Raw genomic sequence first — 20,051 nt, 5'->3', positions numbered from 1 at the left:
GAGGGACCCATGAACCGACGCCTGGACAATGCGCGGGTGATCCGCGCCCCCATTGGCAGCGACATCAGCGCCAAGAGCTGGCTCACCGAAGCGCCCTTGCGCATGCTGATGAACAATCTCGATCCTGATGTGGCCGAGAAGCCGAGCGAACTGATCGTCTATGGCGGCATCGGCCGCGCCGCGCGCGACTGGGACAGTTTTGATCGCATCGTCGAATCCTTGCGCAAGCTGGAGGCGGATCAGACACTGGTCGTGCAATCCGGCAAGCCGGTCGGCATCTTCCGCACCCATCCGGATGCGCCGCGCGTCCTGATCGCCAACTCCAACATCGTGCCGCATTGGGCGACGCTCGATCATTTCAACGCGCTCGATAAAATGGGCCTGATGATGTACGGCCAGATGACGGCCGGCTCCTGGATCTACATCGGCAGCCAGGGCATCGTGCAGGGCACCTACGAGACCTTCGTCGAAGTCGGTCGACGTCACTACGACGGCGATCTCTCGGGCAAGTGGATCCTGACCGCCGGCCTCGGCGGCATGGGCGGCGCGCAGCCGTTGGCTGCCACGATGGCTGGCGCCTCGATGCTCGCCGTCGAATGCCAACCGAGCCGCATCGAGATGCGGCTGCGCACCGGCTATCTCGATCGCCAGGCCGCCACGCTCGACGAGGCGCTGGCGCTGATGGCGGAGGCCGCGACGACGAAGAAGGCGGTCTCGGTCGGCCTGCTCGGCAATGCTGCCGAGATCTTCCCGGAGCTCGTGCGCCGCGGCGTGCGCCCCGACATCGTCACCGACCAGACCAGCGCGCATGATCCGATCAACGGCTATCTGCCGAAGGGCTGGACGCTGGCCGAGTGGGAGGCCAAGCGCGCGTCGGAGCCGAAGGCCGTCGAGCAGGCGGCGAAGACCTCGATGGTCGGCCACGTCCAGGCGATGCTGGATTTCCACGCCATGGGCATCCCGACGCTCGACTACGGCAACAACATCCGCCAGATGGCGAAGGACATGGGCCTCGCCAACGCGTTCGATTTTCCGGGCTTCGTGCCGGCGTATATTCGCCCGTTGTTCTGCCGCGGCATCGGCCCGTTCCGCTGGGCTGCGCTGTCGGGTGATCCGCAAGACATCTACAAGACCGATGCCAAGGTGAAGGAGCTGCTGCCGGACAACAAGCACCTGCACAATTGGCTCGACATGGCGAGGCAGCGCATCAAGTTCCAGGGGCTGCCGGCGCGGATCTGCTGGGTGGGGCTCGGCGATCGTCATCGCCTCGGGCTTGCGTTCAACGAGATGGTCGCCCGTGGCGAATTGAAGGCGCCGATCGTGATCGGGCGCGACCATCTCGACTCCGGCTCGGTCGCGAGCCCGAACCGCGAGACTGAGGCGATGAAGGACGGCTCGGATGCCGTTTCGGACTGGCCGCTGCTCAACGCGCTCCTGAATTGCGCGAGCGGCGCGACCTGGGTGTCGCTGCATCATGGCGGCGGGGTTGGCATCGGGTATTCGCAGCATGCCGGCATGGTGATCGTCGCCGATGGCACGGCCGACGCCGCGCGGCGGCTGGAGCGCGTGTTGTGGAACGATCCGGCCACCGGCGTGATGCGCCATGCCGATGCCGGCTACGAGGACGCTATCGCGTGCGCCGAGGCCTACGGCCTCGACCTGCCGAGCCTGGCACGCTGAGGGCGTGCATTCCTCACGGGTTGAAGTGCGGCCCCTGATTGTGATCTCATGCTGACAACGCGACGGGAACTCGTCGCGGTGCAGGGGAAGCTCATGGGGATCGCCTTCCGTTCTCGGCCATCGTCGGCCAGGACGAAATGAAGCTGACGCTGATGATCGCTGTCGTCGATCCGAAGGTCGGCGGCGTGCTGGCCTTTGGCGATCGCGGCGCCGGCAAGTCGACCGCGGTCCGCGCGCTCGCAGCGGGCAACTAGCTCCCCTTTTCGGTTTCCTCGTCGTCGCTTTCTTCTGGTTGGCTGAGGTCATACCGATCGAGCTTGGCGTAAAGGCTTTGGCGGCTGAGACCAAGAATTTCGGCGGCCGACGTCCGATTCCCATTGGCGAGCTCGAGCGCCGCACGGACGTAATGCTGTTCAACGACCTCGACCGTGCTCTTCACCAGCTTGCGCAGCGGAGTCTTGCCGACGGATTCGTTCAGGGCGGCCAGCGCGACCCTGAGGTTGTCATGCTCCGCAGTCGGCAACAGCCGCCTGGCGACGTTGCGCAGCACCAGCGCAATCCGGGGATGGCCGTCCAGACCATAGGCCGCAGCCGAGATCTCGACCTCCGTTTCGGTGCCGAGCTCGCCTTGGATCGTCGTGGATAGCAGCCGAACGGTGCCGTGGCGCTCGACGTTGGAGATCAGGACCGAAAGGTCGGCGCCCGGGCGCGTCAACCAGCGGCTCAGCTTCTCGCCGATGACCGCCTCCGTCGACCCGATCTCGACCAGTTCCAGAAACGCGCGATTCGCGCGCTTGATGGCACCACCGCCGTCGATGCTGATGACGGCGTCGGGGAGGCTGTCGATCAGCGCTTCGGGATTGTCCGGCACGAGGCCAGGCTGCGCAGCCTTGCCGATCGGCGCCATCTGCAGCAGGAACATCGGCCCGGTATTGCTGGTCATCAGGGATCCCCTGAGCATCCAGGGGACGGCCTCTGCGCCGAGATGGACCACGATGCCGGGCGCCTTGCCCTGGTCGCGCACGCGTCTCAGCATCTGTTCAACCAGCTCGCGGTCAGTGGCTGGAATCTCCTGCAGAAGCTCGCGGCCGACCAGATTGTCCCTGCGGCGGCCGGATGCCCCCAGCGCGGAGGCCGCGGTCCGGTTGGCTTCGACGATGCGCAGATCCCGGACCTTCGTCAGCAGTACGGCCTCGTTGGAATCCTCGATCACGAGCCGGTAGCGCGTTTCGATCTCGCGCAGCTTCCAATAGTCGCGCTCGATGGTCTGCTGGGCCGAGATCAGCCGGGCCTGCAGCTCGGCCACGGCCTGCAGGTTCTTGCCGATCGCGAGCATGCCAGCCCGACCGCCGAGCAGTACAGTCGTGAATTCCATCGGAAGTTCGAGGCCGCTGGGGAAGCGCTGCGTGATCTGGCGGAATGCGGAAATGCCGGTCCGCTTGGTGTCCTGCATGATGCGTTCGATCTTCTCGCTCGCACCGTCGACGATCTCGGACCAGGGACGGCCAAGCCACACGTCGACATTTTCGGATGACATGTTGGGAGACAGCGTCGCCTCACGGATCACGCCGTCCATGTCGAGCAGTAATGTCACGTCGGCGCGTGGACCGTGAAATTCGGCCATGGTCTAGGCACCCGTTGGAGACGCTCAAGGACCACGGCCGACGCCGTCGGCGCGCATCTTGAAGGCGCTAGGTCGCATCCCGCTAACGTCTTGAGAGACTCGACAGTCCATGCTGCGCCCTCAGTGTCAAGGCTTATTTACAAGTACATACTTCCAACTGTATCCCTGCGCCCGCCGCATGCTCAAACTGCGGCTTGACCGCTCGTTTTCAGCGATCATTTCATCGACACATGGCATGACAAGTATTCATTGCACTAATCACTGTAAGGGATAGCTGCGCGAGGACTCGGAAAATCGCGACAACGCAGGATGCTGAGAGCGGGTGTGGTTGCGACGGTCGTGTTGGCAATTTCGGCCGACGGCACTCTCGGCGATCTGGGCCGAGATGGGGCTGGCGCAGGCCGCGTGAGGTCTGGTGCGCGCGCACATCGACGTGCGCGCGCACGGTGCCACCACGCCGGTCCCTCACCGTGCCGTCAACGGGGCAGGAACCGTGCGCCCTCCTTGCCGAGGAAATCCAGCATGGCCTGCGCCGGCGGCAGCAGCAGCTTGTCGGCGCGCCGTACCGCATGCCATTGCCGGATCACGGGCAGTCCGGGCACCTTCAAGGTGACCAGGCGGCCCTCGCCGAGCTCGTGCGACACCGTGTGCTGCGAGATGAAGGCGATGCCGAGGCCGGCGATGACGGCCTGCTTGATGGTCTCGTTGCTGTCCATCTCCATGCTGGTCTTGAGATGCAGACCGTGCTTCTCCAGGAAGGTCTCCATCAGCATGCGGGTTCCCGAGCCGCTCTCGCGCGTGATGAACACCTCGCCCGCGAGCTCTGCGGCCGCGATCCGTTTTCGGCGCGCGAGCCGGTGCCCCGCCGGCGCGACGATGACATGCGGATGCTTGCCCATCGGCCGCATGTCGACGGGAATGTCCGCCGGCGGCCGTCCCATGATGGCGATGTCGAGATCGTATCCTCTGAGCGCTTCGCGGATGGTGTCGCGATTGCCGATCCGCAGGGTGACGTCGATCTTGGGGAACCGTCGCGAGAATTCCGCTATGGCGAAGGGAACGAAATATTTCGCCGTGCTGACCGCGCCGATCGCGACCCTGCCGCCGCTGCGCCCCGCCAAAATGTCGAGCGCCTGCTCGCAATCCTGCAGCGCCGCCTCGACGCGTTCGGCCAGCGCCAGCACGCTGCGTCCGGCTTCGGTGAGAATCATGCCGTCGGTGGTGCGCTGGATCAGCGGCAGGCCGGCGAGCTCCTGAAGGTTGCGAATTTGCAGCGTGACCGCAGGCTGCGTCAGGTGAAGACGGCCGGCCGCGGAGGTGACCGATCCGGACTCCTGCACGGCTGCGAGCGCGCGCAGCTGGCGAATGGTGAGGTCGCGTGAGAAGCGCCGGCTCATGGAACCCTCGATATAAGGAAAACTTTTGTCGATCCAAAGATAATGAAATTTCCCTAATCACGCAAACCGGGCCTTGATGGGGGTGCGGCACGACCCCTTCGTGCCGCACGCATCAAGCTCTCCAAAGAATGGGCTGATGGCAAGGGAGTGGCCCATGGATCATCATCAGACATTGCAGGCACATCTGGCGGCGCAGGGTGCCGACGCCGATTGTGCCGCGGTCATCGAGGCTCTGGCCGAGGCGGCGCGCGAGCTCGCGCGGCAGATCGCTATCGCGCCGCTGTCCGGCGTCGACGAAGGCGCCGCCACCGTGAACGCCGACGGCGACGTCCAGAAGGCGCTCGACATCGTCGCCGACAATCTGATGCGGGATGCGCTGCGCCGGGCTCCTGTCGCGGGCATCCTGTCCGAAGAGGTCGATCGGCCGGAAACGGTCAACGCTGCTGCCCCACTTTGCGTGGCGATCGACCCGCTCGACGGCTCCTCGAACCTGCAGAACAACATCTCGGTCGGCACCATCTTCTCGATCCGGCCGCGCGGCCGCGACGTGCTCTCCAGCTTCTTCGAGCCCGGCACCGCGCAGCGTGCCGCCGGCTTTTTCGTCTACGGACCGCAGACCTGCCTGGTGCTCGCGATCGACCGCCGCGTCGATCTCTACGTCCTGCATCCGACCTTGCACGAGTTCATGCTCGCCAAGTCCGGAATCCGCATCCCGCAGGATACGCCGGAGTTCGCCATCAACGCCTCGAACCGCCGGCACTGGAGCGGGACGGTGCGCAACTATGTCGACGAATGCCTGGCGGGCGCCGCGGGCCCGCGCGGCCGCGACTTCAACATGCGTTGGATCGCCTCGCTGGTCGCCGAGGCCTATCGCATCCTGATGCGCGGCGGCGTGTTCCTCTATCCGGCCGACTCCCGCCCCGGCTATCGTGAGGGCCGGCTGCGGCTGGTCTACGAGGCGCATCCGATGGCGCTGATCATGGAATGGGCCGGCGGCTCGGCCTCGAGCGGCCGTTCGCGCATTCTCGAACTGTCGGCGCGCTCGCCGCATCAGCGCGCGCCGCTGATCATGGGCGACGTTCGCCTTGTCCGCGACGTCGACCAGCTGCATGAGGGTGTCGAGCCGCTGTTCGAAACCAGCGATGCGCCCCTGTTCGCGCGGCGCGGCCTGTTCCGCTGAGCCTGCCTGCCGAACGCGCCTTCCGGAGAAAAGTCATGTCACGTCGTCATCCCATCATCTCGATCACGGGCTCGTCGGGCGCCGGCACCACGTCCGTCAAGAAGACCTTCGAGAACATCTTCCGCCGCGAGAACGTCAAGGCGGCCTACATCGAGGGCGATGCCTTCCATCGCTACAATCGCGAGGAGATGCGCCGCAAGATGGTCGAGGAGGCCGAACTCGGCAACAAGCACTTCAGCCATTTCAGCCCCGACACCAACCTGTTCGAGGAGCTCGAGAAGACCTTCCGCGACTACTCCGAGACCGGCACGGGCATGACGCGCCACTACGTCCATGACGAGGAGGAGGCGCGGCTCTACGACACAAGGCCCGGCAACTTCACCGACTGGACGCGGCTGCCGGAAGAGTCCGATCTTCTGTTCTACGAAGGCCTGCATGGCGCTGTCGTCACCGAGACGGTCAACATTGCCCAGCATGCGGACCTCAAGATCGGTGTTGTTCCGGTCATCAATCTCGAATGGATCCAGAAGCTGCACCGCGACCGTGCCTCGCGCGGCTATACCACCGAGGCGGTCACCGACACGATCCTGCGGCGCATGCCGGACTATGTGAACTACATCATTCCGCAATTCTCCGAGACCGACATCAACTTCCAGCGGGTGCCGACCGTCGATACGTCGAATCCCTTCATCGCGCGCTGGATTCCCACGCCCGACGAGTCGATGGTCGTCATCCGTCTGAAGAATCCGCGCGGCATCGACTTTCCCTATCTGCTCTCGATGATCCAGGGCAGCTTCATGTCGCGCGCGAATTCGATCGTGATCCATGGTTCCAGGCTCGATCTCGCCATGCAGCTCATTCTCACCCCCATGATCATGCAACTGATGGACCGAAAGAGGCGCACGCTATGACCGCCACCGCCGTGCAGACGCTGGCCCCCAAGACTGATAGCAAGACCGATATCAAGGCCGATCCCAGCCATGCGGAGATGGCGAATGCCATCCGCTTCCTCGCGATCGACGCCGTCGAAAAGGCGAAGTCGGGCCACCCCGGCATGCCGATGGGCATGGCCGATGTCGCCACTGTGCTGTATCAGCGCTTCCTGAAGTTCGATCCCGCCGATCCGGCCTGGCCCGATCGCGACCGGTTCGTGCTGTCGGCCGGACACGGCTCTATGCTGCTCTATGCGCTGCTGCATCTGACCGGCTACGAGGCGGTCACGATCGATGAGCTGAAGAAGTTCCGGCAATGGGGCGCCAAGACGCCCGGGCATCCGGAATATGGCCACACGCCGGGCGTCGAGACCACGACCGGTCCGCTGGGGCAGGGCATCGCGACGGCGGTCGGCATGGCGCTCGCCGAGCGCCTGATGAACGCGCGCTATGGCAACGATCTGGTCGATCACTACACCTATGTGATCGCCGGCGACGGCTGCCTGATGGAGGGCATCAGTCACGAGGCGATCTCGCTCGCGGGGCATCTCAAGCTGAATCGTTTGATCGTGCTGTTCGACGACAACGGCATCTCGATTGACGGCTCGACCGGACTGGCATGCTCCGACGATCAGCTCGCGCGCTTTGCCGCCTCTGGCTGGACGACCTGCCGCATCGACGGCCATGATCCGGAAGCGATTGCTGCGGCGATCGCAGCGGCGCGGCAGAGCGATCGTCCCAGCATGATCGCGTGCCGGACGACGATCGGCTTCGGTTCACCCGGACGGCAGGGCTCGGAGAAGGCGCATGGCGCGCCGCTCGGGCCGGAGGAGGTCGAGAAGACCCGCGCGGCACTGCACTGGCCCCACCGTCCGTTCGAGGTGCCGGCCGACGTGCTGGTGAGCTGGCGCGAGATCGGCGCGCGCGGCCGCAGCGTGCGCCAGGCCTGGAAGGAGCGTGCGCGCAAGCTGTGCACCGCGGACCGGTCGCCCTGCCACGACGCGCTGAACAAGAAGCTTCCGGCCACCTATACCGAGCGCATGGCGCAGTTCATCGCGCAGCTCACGGCCGAGCGGCCGAAGATCGCCACCCGCCAGGCCTCGCAGAACGTCATCGATGTCATTGCGACGGTGCTGCCCAATCTGCTCGGTGGCTCGGCGGATCTCACTCACTCCAACCTCACGAAGGCAAAGACACACAAGTCCGTCACGCCCGCGACCATGGACGGCAACTACATCCACTATGGCGTGCGCGAGCATGCGATGGCCGCGGCCATGAACGGCATCGCGCTGCATGGCGGCTTCATTCCCTATGGCGGCACCTTCCTCGCGTTCGCCGACTACAGCCGGCCGGCGATTCGCCTGGCCGCGCTGATGGGCATCCGCGTCATCCACGTCATGACCCACGATTCCATCGGCCTCGGCGAGGACGGCCCGACGCATCAGCCGGTCGAGCATGTCGCGAGCTTGCGGGCCATTCCGAACCTCCTGGTATTCCGCCCGGCCGACGCGGTCGAGACGGCGGAAGCCTGGGATTGCGCGCTGCGTGCGGAGACCTCGCCGTCAGTGCTGTGCCTGTCGCGGCAAGCCTTGCCGGCCTTCCGCACCGAGGCATCGGATCACAACAAGGTAGCGCTCGGCGCTTACGTGGTCATCGAGCCCGAGGCCGGTCGCGACGTAACTTTGATTGCGACCGGCTCGGAGGTGACCATCGCGCTGGAGGCGGCCAGCCTGCTGGCGGCCGAAGGCGTCCAGGCGGCGGTGGTGTCGGCGCCGTGCTTCGAGTTGTTCCGCAAGCAGTCGGCAGAGTATCGCGCCGAGGTGCTCGGCCATGCGCCGCGCATCGGGGTCGAAGCTGCGATCGAGGGCGACTGGGCGCGCTGGCTCGGTGATGCCGGCGAGTTCGTCGGCATGCAGGGCTTTGGCGCCTCGGCGCCGGCCGAGGTGCTGTACCGCGAATTCGGCATCACGCCTGCGGCGGTCGCCGATGCGGCCATGCGCAACATCATCCGGGCGCGGGCTTCCTGAGCCGCGTCGCAGAATAGAACATCGAAACAGGGACGGAGATCAACATGGCGCGGATCACGCTCAGACAATTGCTGGACCATGCTGCCGAGCGCAGCTATGGCGTGCCGGCTTTCAACATCAACAACATGGAGCAGGGGCTCGCGATCATGGAGGCGGCGGCGGCGGTCGACGCCCCCGTGATCATCCAGGCCTCGCGCGGCGCGCGCTCCTATGCCGGCGACATCATGCTGTCGAAGATGATCGACGCGCTGGAGGAGATGTATCCGCAGATTCCGCTCTGCCTGCACCAGGACCACGGCAACGACGAGGCGACCTGCGCCACCGCGATCAAGTACGGCTTCACCTCTGTCATGATGGACGGGTCGCTCAAGGCCGACGCCAAGACCGCGGCGGATTATGACTACAATGTCGACATTACCCGCCGTGTCACTGACATGGCGCATTGGGTCGGCGCCTCGGTCGAGGGCGAACTCGGCGTGCTCGGCTCGCTCGAGCATGGCGGCGGCGAGCAGGAGGATGGTCATGGCCTCGAGGGCAAAGTCAGCCGCGAGCAGCTGCTGACCGATCCGGACCAGGCCGTGGATTTCGTCCGCGCCACCAAGGTCGATGCGCTGGCGATCGCGATGGGCACCTCGCACGGCGCCTACAAGTTCTCGCGCAAGCCGGACGGCGAGATCCTCGCCATGAACGTGATCGAGGAGATCCATCGCCGGCTGCCGAACACGCATCTGGTGATGCACGGCTCGTCCTCGGTGCCCCAGGCGCTGCAGGACATGTTCAATCAGTTCGGCGGCGAGATGCCGCAGACCTGGGGCGTCCCGGTCGAGGAGATCGTGCGCGGCATCCGCCATGGCGTCCGCAAGGTCAATATCGATACCGACTGCCGGCTGGCGATGACCGCGATCTTCCGCAAGGTCGGCGCGTCGTCGAAGGTCGAGTTCGATCCGCGCAAGTTCCTGAAGCCGGCGATGGATTCGATGCGCGAGTTGTGCCGCGAGCGGTTCGAGCAGTTCGGCGCTGCCGGCAATGCATCCAGGATCAAGGTCATTCCGCTCGCCGAAATGGCCAAGCGCTACCGCTCCGGCGCACTCGATCCGCGAGTTGGGGGAATGACTGAAGCTGCCTGACATCCACGGCCATAACGAACATTCAGGAGGAACACATGAACGACCCATCGATCACGGTGCGCGGCAAGGATCGCTACAAGTCCGGCGTCATGGAATACAAGCGCATGGGCTACTGGGAGCCGTCCTATCAGCCAAAGGACACCGACGTGATCGCGCTGTTCCGCGTCACGCCGCAGGACGGTGTCGACCCGACCGAGGCTTGCGCCGCGGTCGCCGGCGAATCCTCGACCGCGACCTGGACCGTGGTGTGGACCGACCGCCTGACGGCGGCCGAGAAGTACCGCGCCAAGTGCTACCGGGTCGAGCCGGTGCCGGGCTCGCCGGGCAGCTACTTCGCCTACATCGCCTATGACCTCGACCTGTTCGAGCCGGGCTCGATCTCCAACCTGACGGCCTCGATCATCGGCAACGTGTTCGGCTTCAAGCCGCTGAAGGCGCTGCGGCTGGAGGACATGCGGCTGCCGGTTGCCTATGTGAAGACGTTCCAGGGGCCGGCGACCGGCATCGTCGTCGAGCGCGAGCGGCTCGACAAGTTCGGCCGGCCGCTGCTGGGCGCTACCGTCAAGCCGAAGCTCGGCCTGTCCGGCCGCAACTACGGCCGCGTCGTCTACGAGGCGCTGAAGGGCGGGCTCGATTTCACCAAGGACGACGAGAACATCAACTCGCAGCCGTTCATGCACTGGCGCGAGCGCTTCCTGTACTGCATGGAGGCGGTCAACAAGGCGCAGGCGGCCACCGGTGAGATGAAGGGGACTTATCTCAACATTACCGCAGCGACCATGGAAGACATGTATGAGCGCGCCGAGTTCGCCAAGGAGCTCGGGTCATGCGTTGTCATGATCGACCTCGTGATCGGCTACACCGCGATCCAGTCGATGGCGAAGTGGGCTCGCAAGAACGACATGATCCTGCATCTGCATCGTGCAGGACACTCGACCTATACGCGGCAGCGCGCGCACGGCGTGTCGTTCCGCGTCATCGCCAAGTGGATGCGGCTCGCCGGTGTCGACCACATCCATGCCGGCACCGTGGTCGGCAAGCTCGAGGGCGACCCGAACACCACACGCGGCTACTACGACATCTGCCGCGAGGACTTTAATCCGATGCGGCTCGAGCACGGCGTGTTCTTCGACCAGCCCTGGGCCAGCCTGAACAAGCTGATGCCGGTGGCGTCCGGCGGCATCCATGCCGGCCAGATGCACCAGTTGCTCGACCTGCTCGGCGAGGACGTCGTGCTACAGTTCGGCGGCGGCACCATTGGCCATCCGCGCGGCATCGCCGCCGGTGCGACCGCCAACCGCGTCGCGCTGGAGGCGATGATCCTCGCCCGCAACGAGGGCCGCGACTACGTGCATGAGGGCCCGGAGATCCTGGCCAAGGCGGCGCAGACCTGCACGCCGCTGCGCGAGGCGCTGGAGATCTGGAAGGACGTCACCTTCAACTACGAATCGACCGACTCGCCGGACTTCGTGCCGACCGTCACTCCCGCCGCCTAGTCATTATTCGATGCGCCGCCGCGACGCGGGCCGGAGCCCGCTCGCCCGCATTAGCCACATCAGGAGACATCAACATGCGCGTGACCCAAGGCTGCTTTTCTTTCCTACCCGATCTGACCGATGAGCAGATCACCGCCCAGATCCAGTATTGCCTCGAGAAGAATTGGGCCGTGAACATCGAGTTCACCGACGATCCGCATCCCCGCAACACCTATTGGGAGATGTGGGGCCTGCCGATGTTCGACCTGCGTGACGCCGCCGGCATCATGCGCGAGCTGGCCGAATGCCGGAAGATCTATGGCGACCGCTACATCCGCATCTCGGCCTTCGACTCTACCCACGGCTGGGAGTCGACCCGGCTGTCCTTCATCGTCAACCGGCCGCAGAACGAGCCGGGCTTCCGGCTCGACCGGCAGGAAACCGTCGGGCGCAATCAGCGTTATTCGACGCGGTCCTACGCGGCCGAGCGCCCCGAAGGCCAGCGTTACTGATCCCTGGCGGGCGGAGGTCGCTGCTGCGCCTGCAGGTCTGCGGCGTGGCAGGGATCTCCGCCCGGAGCGGCCATATCACTCTATCTGCCGTTGCTTCGTTGCTGCCAGGTTCGCAATCGAACGCACGGCGATCTGATGCGAGCGTCCCGAACGGAGCACGAGCGGATGATGCAGGCCACGCAGGCGGACACCACCCAGGCGACGCCGGTCGATACCGTCGACCTGCGCCGCGAGTTTGAGAGCGTCGATATTGCGCCCGTGCTGGAGCAGCTCGACCGTGAGCTGGTCGGGCTCGCGCCGGTCAAGACGCGGATCCGCGAGATCGCCTCGCTGCTGATGATGGAGCGGATCCGCCGCAAGATGGGGCTGGCGACGACGTTTCCGACCCTGCACATGTCGTTCACCGGCAATCCCGGCACCGGCAAGACCACGGTCGCGCTGCGCATGGCGGGCATCCTGCACCGGCTCGGCTTCGTCCGTCGCGGCCACGTCATCAGTGTCACCCGCGACGATCTCGTCGGCCAATATATCGGCCACACCGCGCCAAAGACCAAGGAAGTGCTGAAGAAGGCGATGGGGGGCGTCCTGTTCATTGACGAGGCCTATTATCTCTACCGTCCCGAGAACGAGCGCGACTACGGCCAGGAGTCGATCGAGATCCTGCTGCAGATCATGGAATCGCAGCGCGAGGACCTCGTGGTCATTCTTGCCGGCTATGCCGACCGGATGGAGAAGTTCTTCCAGAGCAATCCCGGCTTCCGCTCGCGCATCGCCCACCACATCGACTTCCCCGACTATTCGGAAGCCGAGCTACTGACGATCTCCGAGATGATGCTGGAGGGGCAGAATTATCGCTTCACCCCGGAGGCCCGCGCCGCTTTCGAAAAGTACATCGCCGTCCGGCGCACCCAACCGTTGTTCTCGAACGCGCGCTCGATCCGCAACGCGCTGGATCGGATCCGCCTGCGCCAGGCCAACCGGCTGGTGTCGCGGCTCGACCGCGTACTGACGTCCGATGACGTGATGTCGATCGAAGCCAGCGACGTGCTGGCGAGTCGCGTGTTCGCCAAGGGCGCCGACGCAGGCGACGGCAGGGCGGAGGCGCAATCATGAGTCTCGCTTTGGTGATGAACGCGCCGCTCGACGATCTCAGGCGCCGCATCGCCGACGCCGGCGCGCTGATCTTCGATGTCGACGGCACCATGGCCGAGACCGAGGAGATCCATCGCGAGGCCTTCAACGAGGCGTTCGTCGCGGTCGGCATCGACTGGCACTGGGGCCGCCGCATCTACAAGGAGCTGCTGCGCGTCGCCGGCGGCAAGGAGCGCATTCGCGCCTTCGACCAGAGGCGGCGCACGGGGCCGCCGCTGAGCGACGCAGTCATTGCCCGGCTTCATCGCATCAAGACGGAGCGGTTTGCCGCGCTGATGGCCGACAAGGGATGCCCATTGCGTCCGGGCGTCGAAGCACTGCTGGGGGCTGCCTCGGCACGCGGGCAGCGGCTCGCGATCGCGACGACGACCACGCGCGCCAATATCGATGCCCTGCTGGCGCCCGTGTTGGGCGTGGATTGGGAGGCAGGATTTGCCGCCGTCGTGGCGGCCGACGATGTCGCGCGCAAGAAGCCTGCGCCCGATGTCTACCTGGAGGTCTTGTCGCAGCTCGATCTACCCGCGGCCAGTTGCATCGCGATCGAGGACTCCGGTAACGGGTTGATGGCTGCGACCCGCGCCGGCGTTCCCGTGCTGATCACGCGCAGCCTCTACTTTCATGACGACACGTTCGACGGTGCGCTCGCTGTGCTCGACGATCTCGTGGAGTTTGTTGCCTGAGGTATTTTGAGGTGCCTGTGCTGATGCATTGCCGATTATGTACGCCACCATGCGCATAGCCGCGTGGCGTAGTTGTTCTATTGCCGTCTCGACAAGAACGTGTAATCCCTTAACGATATGTCTTCATGTCGAGTCGAGGTCGTTGAGTATGGCCCGCACGCAGGCCAAATTGAAACGTACGGACGTTGCACGCACGGAAGCGTTTCGCGGGCGGGTGGGACGGCCGCCGAAGGCGCTGGCTGGAAACATCGAGGAACGTATTCTGGACGCTGCGCGCGCGGTGTTTCTCGAGCGCGGCTTTGACGGCGCGAGCATCGACGAGATCGCCGAACGCGCTCCCGCCAGCAAGCCGACGATTTATGCCCGATACACCGGCAAGGCCGCCTTGTTTGCCGCCGTCGTCGAGCGCTCCATCAACGACGTGATGAATCTCGGGGCCTACACGCCGGTCGCCGGCACTGCACAGGAAAAGCTGGTTGGACTTGCCATCGCCATCGTCGATCGCGCGCTGAAGGAATCGCTCGGATTGTTACGGGTCACGATCGGGGAGGCCTACCGGTTTCCCGATCTCAGTTGTCAGTTTCATGACGTCTCGCGTAAGCGCGCCACCCATGCCGTGGCGGCGCTGCTCGCCGAGACGATCGGCGTCTCGGCCATGACCGCCCGCCGGACGCCGTCGAAGGCGTCGGCGGCCTCCGCCGAGATCTTCATCGACCTGATCGTCATGCCGGTGATCATGCGCTCGCTGATGGGCGAGAGCGAACGGACGATCCGCAGGGAGCTGCCCGGCTTCGTCCGTGACCGGGTCAAGATTTTCCTGGCGCTGCAGCCGAAGGCCTGAGCAGCGCGATCAGCGCCGCCGCAGCAATGACGGTTCGAGCGTCACCTGCTTGAGATCGTTGCCGCTGACGACGACCACGATGAAGGCGAGCTTGCCGTCCTTGTTCATCAGGCCGCCACTGATCGCCCGGCCGGCCGCCGAGCGCTCGGCGATCCGAATCGCATCCGACATCTTGAGCCGGACCGTGGTGAGGGCGGCCAGGCTGTTACGGTCGCTTTCGCTCAGTCCGTCCACGGTCGAGAACAGCACGCTGTTGCGCACCTTTGCCGTGGTGCCGTCGATGTCGGATTCCCAGATCCGTCCGCGCTGCAGGGTTCGAACCTTGTAGACGGGGGCGTCGAGCCCACCCTCGAAGCTGATGTCCGCGGTCTTGGAGCCAGGATGAATCCTTTCGGCGATTCGCAGCGCCTGGTGCAGTGACACCTCCGTCCGCCTGAACTTGTCGAGCTCGCGATCAATCGTCTCCTGGCTCAGCGCCGGATCGGTGGAGGCTTGCGGATCCCCCTCCGTCTGCATGCCGGTTCCGGCGACGGCATGCGCCACGGGAGTCCATGACAGCAGGATCAAGGTCAACAGAATGATTCGTTTCATGACGGCCTGCTGTCTCCGATCTCGGTCGGTGCTTGTAGAGCATTCCCTTGGGAAACGGTTGCGATAAAACGAAACTGTATCGTTTTATAATTGTCGGCGGCGCGGTTGTCAAGGTAACGGCGCCGGCGGCGTCTGGGTCCAGAAGCGACCCGAGCGCGCGCCGTCATAGCCGAGGGTGTAGAGCGAGCGCATGTAGTCGGTGTCGAAGCCGACGCCTTGGCCCTCGGGGACGGACGGGTCGATCGCCGTCATGTTGAAGGCCAGGCCATTGTGCTGGGCGAACTGATAGGTGGCCGAGAGGTAGCTCCGGATCTCGCGTTTGCTCTTCATGGCCAGCGAGCGGATCGCGATCGCCTTGGCGCTGTTTTCGACCGGCTGGAAATCGGTGGACGTCCGACCGTTCATGATGATGTAGATGGCGGGCCTCGCTGAGGTCATGCGCCGCGATGATTCGGGCTGCATCAGCAGACGGTCCGGAAAGGTGAACACCTGGGTCGAGACACCGCCGTCGACATGCATCTCCTCGATCGGCTTGCCGTCGGAGGAGGCCGCGATCAGCGACGGCGGAAACGCCACGGGAACGCTGGCGGACGCGGTCAGGACCTGCCGGAACAGGTCGAGCGCGCGCGGCGTCCGCGCCGAGGCGATCTCACCCATGTTCCACAACACCGGGCGCCCCGCGTCCAGGTCGGTGGTCACGACGAACAGTCTCCGGCCCTTGGCGTGTTCTCTGGCGATCGCCGCGAGCAGGTCCGGCGTCGTGTAGTGGCTGATCGCGTCGCGGAGCGGCTGCCCATCGAACAGGGATGAGCCGAACACGGCGTTGAGCGCGTTGGGGGAGGCCGCGAACGAGCTGGCGAGCCCGCTCGTATACATCTCCTTCAGCGTCGCATCGTAGGCTGGCCCGAGGAAGGCGAACGGAGCGATCAGCGCGCCGGTGCTGACGCCCGAGACGATCGTGAATTCGGGACGAGCGCCGCTTTCGCTCCAGCCGTTGAGAACGCCGGCGCCGAATGCGCCGTCGCCGCCGCCGCCGGACAGCGCAAGATAGGCGAAGGGCTTGCCCGGTTGCGGCTGCGGCTTGAACGCGGCGTTGTCGAAGCTCGCGGCCGGCGCATCGGCCCACATCCGGATCGCGCGAAAGCCGTCGATCGTGGCGCGTTTGGCATCGTCGGCCGAATAGGCCGCGCGCTGAACGGCGGCACAGCCGCCGAGCAGGAGAGCCAGGCTGCAGAACGCGGCCAGACTCCCTGCCGCTCGGATCCAACGCGATCGCACGTCCCACCTATCCGTTCAATAAACGAAACCGTATAGTATTGTTATTGCGATTTGATCAAGCCCGAAGGCGATCGACGCGTATCCGCGGATCACGATTGCGGGAGCTGGATCTTGGAACCTGCACGGCAGCCTGGGCCGATCGTCCTGCTGCTCGATCGCAGGCGGCGCTCGGCGCGTTCATCTGCGGCTCACGCGCCGCCGGCTATGATTTTCTTCCATTTCCGATAGGTTGTCGCCGTTTCAACCAGGGGCGGCCGATATTGCCGCGCAGCGGCGTCCGATGTTCCGACAGGGTCACGATGCAGGCCGCATCGGCGGACGCGACCAGAGGAGTCTGAATGATCAACCGGCGGGCCATGATCACCTTCACGTTCACCGCCGCGACGCTGCTCGCAGCCTGCGGCGGCGTTGCGCAGGCGGCGCAGTGCGGCTCGTCGCCGGCGGGGTTCGAGGCGTGGAAGCGCGAATTCAGCGAGGAGGCGAGGGCGAAGGGCGTCGGCGGCACCGCGATCGCCGCGTTGATGCAGACCAACTACGCCTCGGCGACGGTCGCCGCCGATCGCGGCCAGCGCAGCTTCCAGCTCTCGCTCGATCAGTTCCTCGCCAAGCGCGGGGCTGCGGCGATCGTCGCGCGCGGCCGCCAGCTCAAGCAGTCGCAGGCGGCGATGTTCGCCTCGATCGAGCAGCGCTACGGCGTGCCGCCCGGACCCCTGATCGCGATCTGGGGCATGGAAAGCGCGTTCGGCAGCCAGCGCGGCAATCAGCACATGCTGTCGTCGATCGCGACGCTCGCCTATGATTGCCGCCGTCCGGAGTTCTTCACCGACCAGCTCTATGCCGCGCTCAAGCTGATCGACCGCGGCGTGCTCTCGGGCAACACCCGCGGCTCGATGCATGGCGAGGTCGGGCAGACGCAATTCATGCCGAAGAACATCCTCGCTTACGGAGTCGGCAATCTCGACGTCGCCGCCAACGCGCTGGCCTCGACCGCGAACTTCCTGCGCGCCAACGGCTGGAAGGCAGGCGCCGGCTATCAGCCGGGCGAGCCGAACTTCGCCGCCATCGAGGCCTGGAACGCCGCCGGCGTCTATCAGAAGGCGATCGCGCTGATGGGCCGCCAGATCGATGGCGGCGGCTCGGCCGCGGCGCGCTGACAGGCTTGCGACTGGCAAGCATGTCGAAATGAAAGAAGCGGCGCTTCATCACTGAAGCGCCGCCTCGCATTATTCTCGGTCAGTCAGCTTCTCGACTTAGGCCTTCAGCTCGAACCGATCCAGGTTCATCACCTTGGTCCAGGCGGCGACGAAGTCCTTGACGAACTTCTGCTTGGCATCCGAGCTCGCATAGACCTCGGCCAGCGCCCGCAACTGCGAGTGCGAGCCGAAGATCAGGTCGGCGCGGGTGGCCGTCCACTTGATCGCGCCGGACTTACGGTCGCGGCCCTCGAAGGTGTGCTCGCCCTGATCGACCGGCCGCCACACCACGCCCATGTCGAGCAGGTTGGCGAAGAAGTCGTTCGTGAGTGTCTCGGTCTGCGCCGTGAACACGCCATGCTTGGAGCCGTTGGCGTTGGCGCCGAGCACGCGCAGGCCGCCGACCAGCACGGTCATCTCCGGCGCGGTCAAAGTGAGCAGTTGCGCCTTGTCGACCAGCAGCTCCTCGCCCGACAGCCACTGCTGGCCGCTGAGATAGTTGCGGAAGCCGTCATATTTCGGCTCGAGCACCGCGAACGACTCGACTTCGGTCTGCTCCTGCGAGGCATCGGTGCGGCCGGGCACGAACGGCACGGTCACCTCGACGCCGGCCTTCTTGGCCGCCGCTTCGACGCCGGCATTGCCGGCCAGCACGATCAGGTCGGCGAGCGACACCTTCTTGCCGCCGGTGGCCGATGCGTTGAACTCCTTCTGGATGCCCTCGAGGGTCGAGAGCACCTTGGCGAGCTCAGCCGGGTTGTTGACCGCCCAGTCCTTCTGCGGAGCGAGACGAATGCGCGCGCCATTGGCGCCGCCGCGCTTGTCCGAGCCGCGGAAGGTCGAGGCCGAGGCCCAGGCCGTCGACACCAGTTGCGACACCGACAGGCCAGAGGCGAGGATCTTCGCCTTGAGCGACGCGATGTCGTTGTCGTCCACGAGCGGATGGTCGACCGGCGGCACCGGATCCTGCCAGATCAGATCTTCCTTCGGCACCAGCGGGCCGAGGTAGCGCACCTTCGGACCCATGTCGCGATGGGTCAGCTTGAACCAGGCGCGGGCGAAGGCATCGGCGAACTGATCCGGGTTCTCCATGAACCGGCGCGAGATCTTCTCGTAGGCCGGATCGAACCGCAGCGCGAGGTCGGTGGTCAGCATCGACGGCGCGTGGCGCTTGGACTTGTCATGCGCATCCGGCACGGTGTTGGCGCCGGCGCCATGCTTCGGCTTCCACTGGTGCGCGCCGGCCGGGCTCTTGGTCAGCTCCCATTCATAGCCAAACAGATTCCAGAAGAAGTTGTTGCTCCACTTGGTTGGCGTCGTCGTCCAGATCACTTCGAGGCCGGAGGTGATGGTATCGCCGCCCTTGCCGGAGCCGTACTTGCTGGCCCAGCCGAGACCCTGCTGCGCGATGTCGGCGCCTTCCGGCTCGGCCCCGACCAGCGACGCATCACCCGCGCCGTGGGTCTTGCCGAAGGTGTGACCGCCGGCGATCAGCGCCACCGTCTCTTCGTCGTTCATCGCCATGCGGGCGAAGGTCTCGCGGATGTCGTGCGCGGCAGCCAGCGGATCGGGATTGCCGTTCGGGCCTTCCGGGTTGACGTAGATGAGGCCCATCTGCACGGCAGCGAGCGAGCCTGCGAGCTCGCGGTCGCCGCTGTAGCGCTCGTCGGCAAGCCACTTGCCCTCGGGGCCCCAATAGATGTCCTGCTCGGGCTCCCAGGTATCGGCGCGACCACCGCCGAAGCCGAAGGTCTTGAAGCCCATCGATTCCAGCGCGACGTTGCCGGTCAGCACGAACAGGTCGGCCCAGGAGATCTTCTGGCCGTACTTCTGCTTGATCGGCCACAGCAGGCGGCGGGCCTTGTCGAGGTTGGCGTTGTCCGGCCAGCTGTTCAGCGGCGCAAAACGCTGCTGACCAGTGCCGGCGCCGCCACGGCCATCGCCGATGCGATAGGTGCCGGCGGCGTGCCAGGCCATGCGGATGAACAGCGGACCGTAATGGCCGAAATCGGCCGGCCACCATTCCTGCGAATCCGTCATCAGCGCGTGCAGATCCTTGACCAGCGCGTCGAGATCGAGGCTCTTGAATTCCTTGGAGTAATCGAACGCCTCGCCGAGCGGATCGGAGAGGTTCGAGTGCTGATGCAGGACCGACAGATTGAGCTGGTTCGGCCACCAATCCTTGTTCGAAAATCCCTTCAAGCCGCCCGAGAACGGGCACTTGCTGACGTCATCCATGTTTGCCTCCTGACGTGATCGTCATGGTTCCCCCCTGGGGTGGGAGCCGGGACCCTACGCGGCTACTTCGATCAGGGGAAATTGAGATTGATGATCATAACGATAAGATTATCTGATGATGTGG

General features: G+C 65.2%; 16 protein-coding genes and 1 pseudogene. 12 read left to right on the top strand and 5 right to left on the bottom strand.

Annotation, left to right across the window (positions count from 1 at the left end):
• Window positions 1-9: 9 nt before the first annotated feature.
• On the top strand, window positions 10-1,680 hold the full coding sequence (gene hutU / locus QX070_RS00210) for a urocanate hydratase (protein WP_315733749.1): 1,671 nt from the start codon (window positions 10-12) through the stop codon (window positions 1,678-1,680).
• A 107-nt stretch (window positions 1,681-1,787) separates the two neighbouring features.
• Window positions 1,788-1,925, top strand: a pseudogene (locus QX070_RS00205) (magnesium chelatase ATPase subunit I); the annotation flags it as partial.
• Window positions 1,926-1,930: 5 nt separating this feature from the next.
• On the opposite strand, the gene ppsR reads toward QX070_RS00205, so the two are convergent.
• On the bottom strand, window positions 1,931-3,304 hold the full coding sequence (gene ppsR / locus QX070_RS00200; RefSeq protein ID WP_315733747.1) for a transcriptional regulator PpsR: 1,374 nt from the start codon (window positions 3,302-3,304) through the stop codon (window positions 1,931-1,933).
• Between the two features lie 476 nt (window positions 3,305-3,780).
• Entirely contained in the window at window positions 3,781-4,701 is a 921-nt protein-coding gene (locus QX070_RS00195) for a LysR family transcriptional regulator (protein ID WP_315733745.1), read from the bottom strand.
• A gap of 136 nt (window positions 4,702-4,837) precedes the next feature.
• On the opposite strand from QX070_RS00195, the gene QX070_RS00190 reads away from it, so the two are divergent.
• The 9 genes from QX070_RS00190 (at window position 4,838) to QX070_RS00150 (ending at window position 14,627) form a co-directional block, all read left to right on the top strand.
• Window positions 4,838-5,881: a class 1 fructose-bisphosphatase gene (locus QX070_RS00190; protein WP_315733743.1), complete on the top strand. Its 1,044-nt coding sequence runs from the start codon at window positions 4,838-4,840 to the stop codon at window positions 5,879-5,881.
• Between the two features lie 35 nt (window positions 5,882-5,916).
• Window positions 5,917-6,792, top strand: coding sequence for a phosphoribulokinase (locus tag QX070_RS00185; protein WP_315733741.1), 876 nt, complete (start codon window positions 5,917-5,919; stop codon window positions 6,790-6,792).
• Entirely contained in the window at window positions 6,789-8,840 is a 2,052-nt protein-coding gene (gene tkt, locus QX070_RS00180; protein WP_315733739.1) for a transketolase, read from the top strand. Before QX070_RS00185 ends, tkt begins: the two co-directional genes overlap by 4 nt.
• 44 nt (window positions 8,841-8,884) lie before the next feature.
• Window positions 8,885-9,967: a class II fructose-bisphosphate aldolase gene (gene fba / locus QX070_RS00175; RefSeq protein ID WP_315733737.1), complete on the top strand. Its 1,083-nt coding sequence runs from the start codon at window positions 8,885-8,887 to the stop codon at window positions 9,965-9,967.
• 35 nt (window positions 9,968-10,002) lie between these two features.
• The gene (locus tag QX070_RS00170; RefSeq protein WP_315733736.1) at window positions 10,003-11,463 is read left to right on the top strand and encodes a form I ribulose bisphosphate carboxylase large subunit; all 1,461 of its coding nucleotides are present in this window, start codon (window positions 10,003-10,005) and stop codon (window positions 11,461-11,463) included.
• Between the two features lie 74 nt (window positions 11,464-11,537).
• A complete protein-coding gene (locus QX070_RS00165) occupies window positions 11,538-11,954 on the top strand; it encodes a ribulose bisphosphate carboxylase small subunit (protein WP_315733734.1) in 417 nt (138 codons plus the stop codon).
• 168 nt (window positions 11,955-12,122) lie between these two features.
• On the top strand, window positions 12,123-13,067 hold the full coding sequence (gene cbbX, locus QX070_RS00160; protein WP_315735640.1) for a CbbX protein: 945 nt from the start codon (window positions 12,123-12,125) through the stop codon (window positions 13,065-13,067).
• Window positions 13,064-13,786, top strand: a complete 723-nt coding sequence (locus QX070_RS00155) for an HAD-IA family hydrolase (RefSeq protein WP_315733732.1) — start codon at window positions 13,064-13,066, stop codon at window positions 13,784-13,786. Before cbbX ends, QX070_RS00155 begins: the two co-directional genes overlap by 4 nt.
• A 148-nt stretch (window positions 13,787-13,934) precedes the next feature.
• Window positions 13,935-14,627 carry a TetR/AcrR family transcriptional regulator gene (locus QX070_RS00150; RefSeq protein ID WP_315735638.1) on the top strand — a complete coding sequence of 231 codons (693 nt, stop codon included), beginning with the start codon at window positions 13,935-13,937 and terminating at the stop codon, window positions 14,625-14,627.
• 9 nt (window positions 14,628-14,636) lie between these two features.
• Here the strand turns inward: QX070_RS00150 and QX070_RS00145 are convergent, their stop codons facing one another.
• Both QX070_RS00145 and QX070_RS00140 read right to left on the bottom strand, forming a co-directional pair.
• Complete coding sequence (locus QX070_RS00145) at window positions 14,637-15,218, bottom strand: PepSY domain-containing protein (RefSeq protein WP_315733730.1); 582 nt, start codon at window positions 15,216-15,218, stop codon at window positions 14,637-14,639.
• A 108-nt stretch (window positions 15,219-15,326) separates the two neighbouring features.
• Window positions 15,327-16,496: a patatin-like phospholipase family protein gene (locus QX070_RS00140; protein ID WP_315733728.1), complete on the bottom strand. Its 1,170-nt coding sequence runs from the start codon at window positions 16,494-16,496 to the stop codon at window positions 15,327-15,329.
• A gap of 338 nt (window positions 16,497-16,834) precedes the next feature.
• Between QX070_RS00140 and QX070_RS00135 the strand changes: the two genes are divergently transcribed.
• The gene (locus QX070_RS00135) at window positions 16,835-17,650 is read left to right on the top strand and encodes a lytic transglycosylase domain-containing protein (protein WP_409998861.1); all 816 of its coding nucleotides are present in this window, start codon (window positions 16,835-16,837) and stop codon (window positions 17,648-17,650) included.
• A 96-nt stretch (window positions 17,651-17,746) separates the two neighbouring features.
• On the opposite strand, the gene katG is transcribed toward QX070_RS00135, so the two are convergent.
• Complete coding sequence (gene katG / locus QX070_RS00130) at window positions 17,747-19,927, bottom strand: catalase/peroxidase HPI (protein WP_315733726.1); 2,181 nt, start codon at window positions 19,925-19,927, stop codon at window positions 17,747-17,749.
• Between the last annotated feature and the right edge of the window lie 124 nt (window positions 19,928-20,051).

The sequence above is a fragment of the Bradyrhizobium sp. SZCCHNR1093 genome (assembly GCF_032381175.1).
In the GTDB taxonomy this organism is placed as follows: Bacteria; Pseudomonadota; Alphaproteobacteria; order Rhizobiales; family Xanthobacteraceae; genus Bradyrhizobium.
This window is presented reverse-complemented; position numbering and strand designations above follow the sequence as displayed.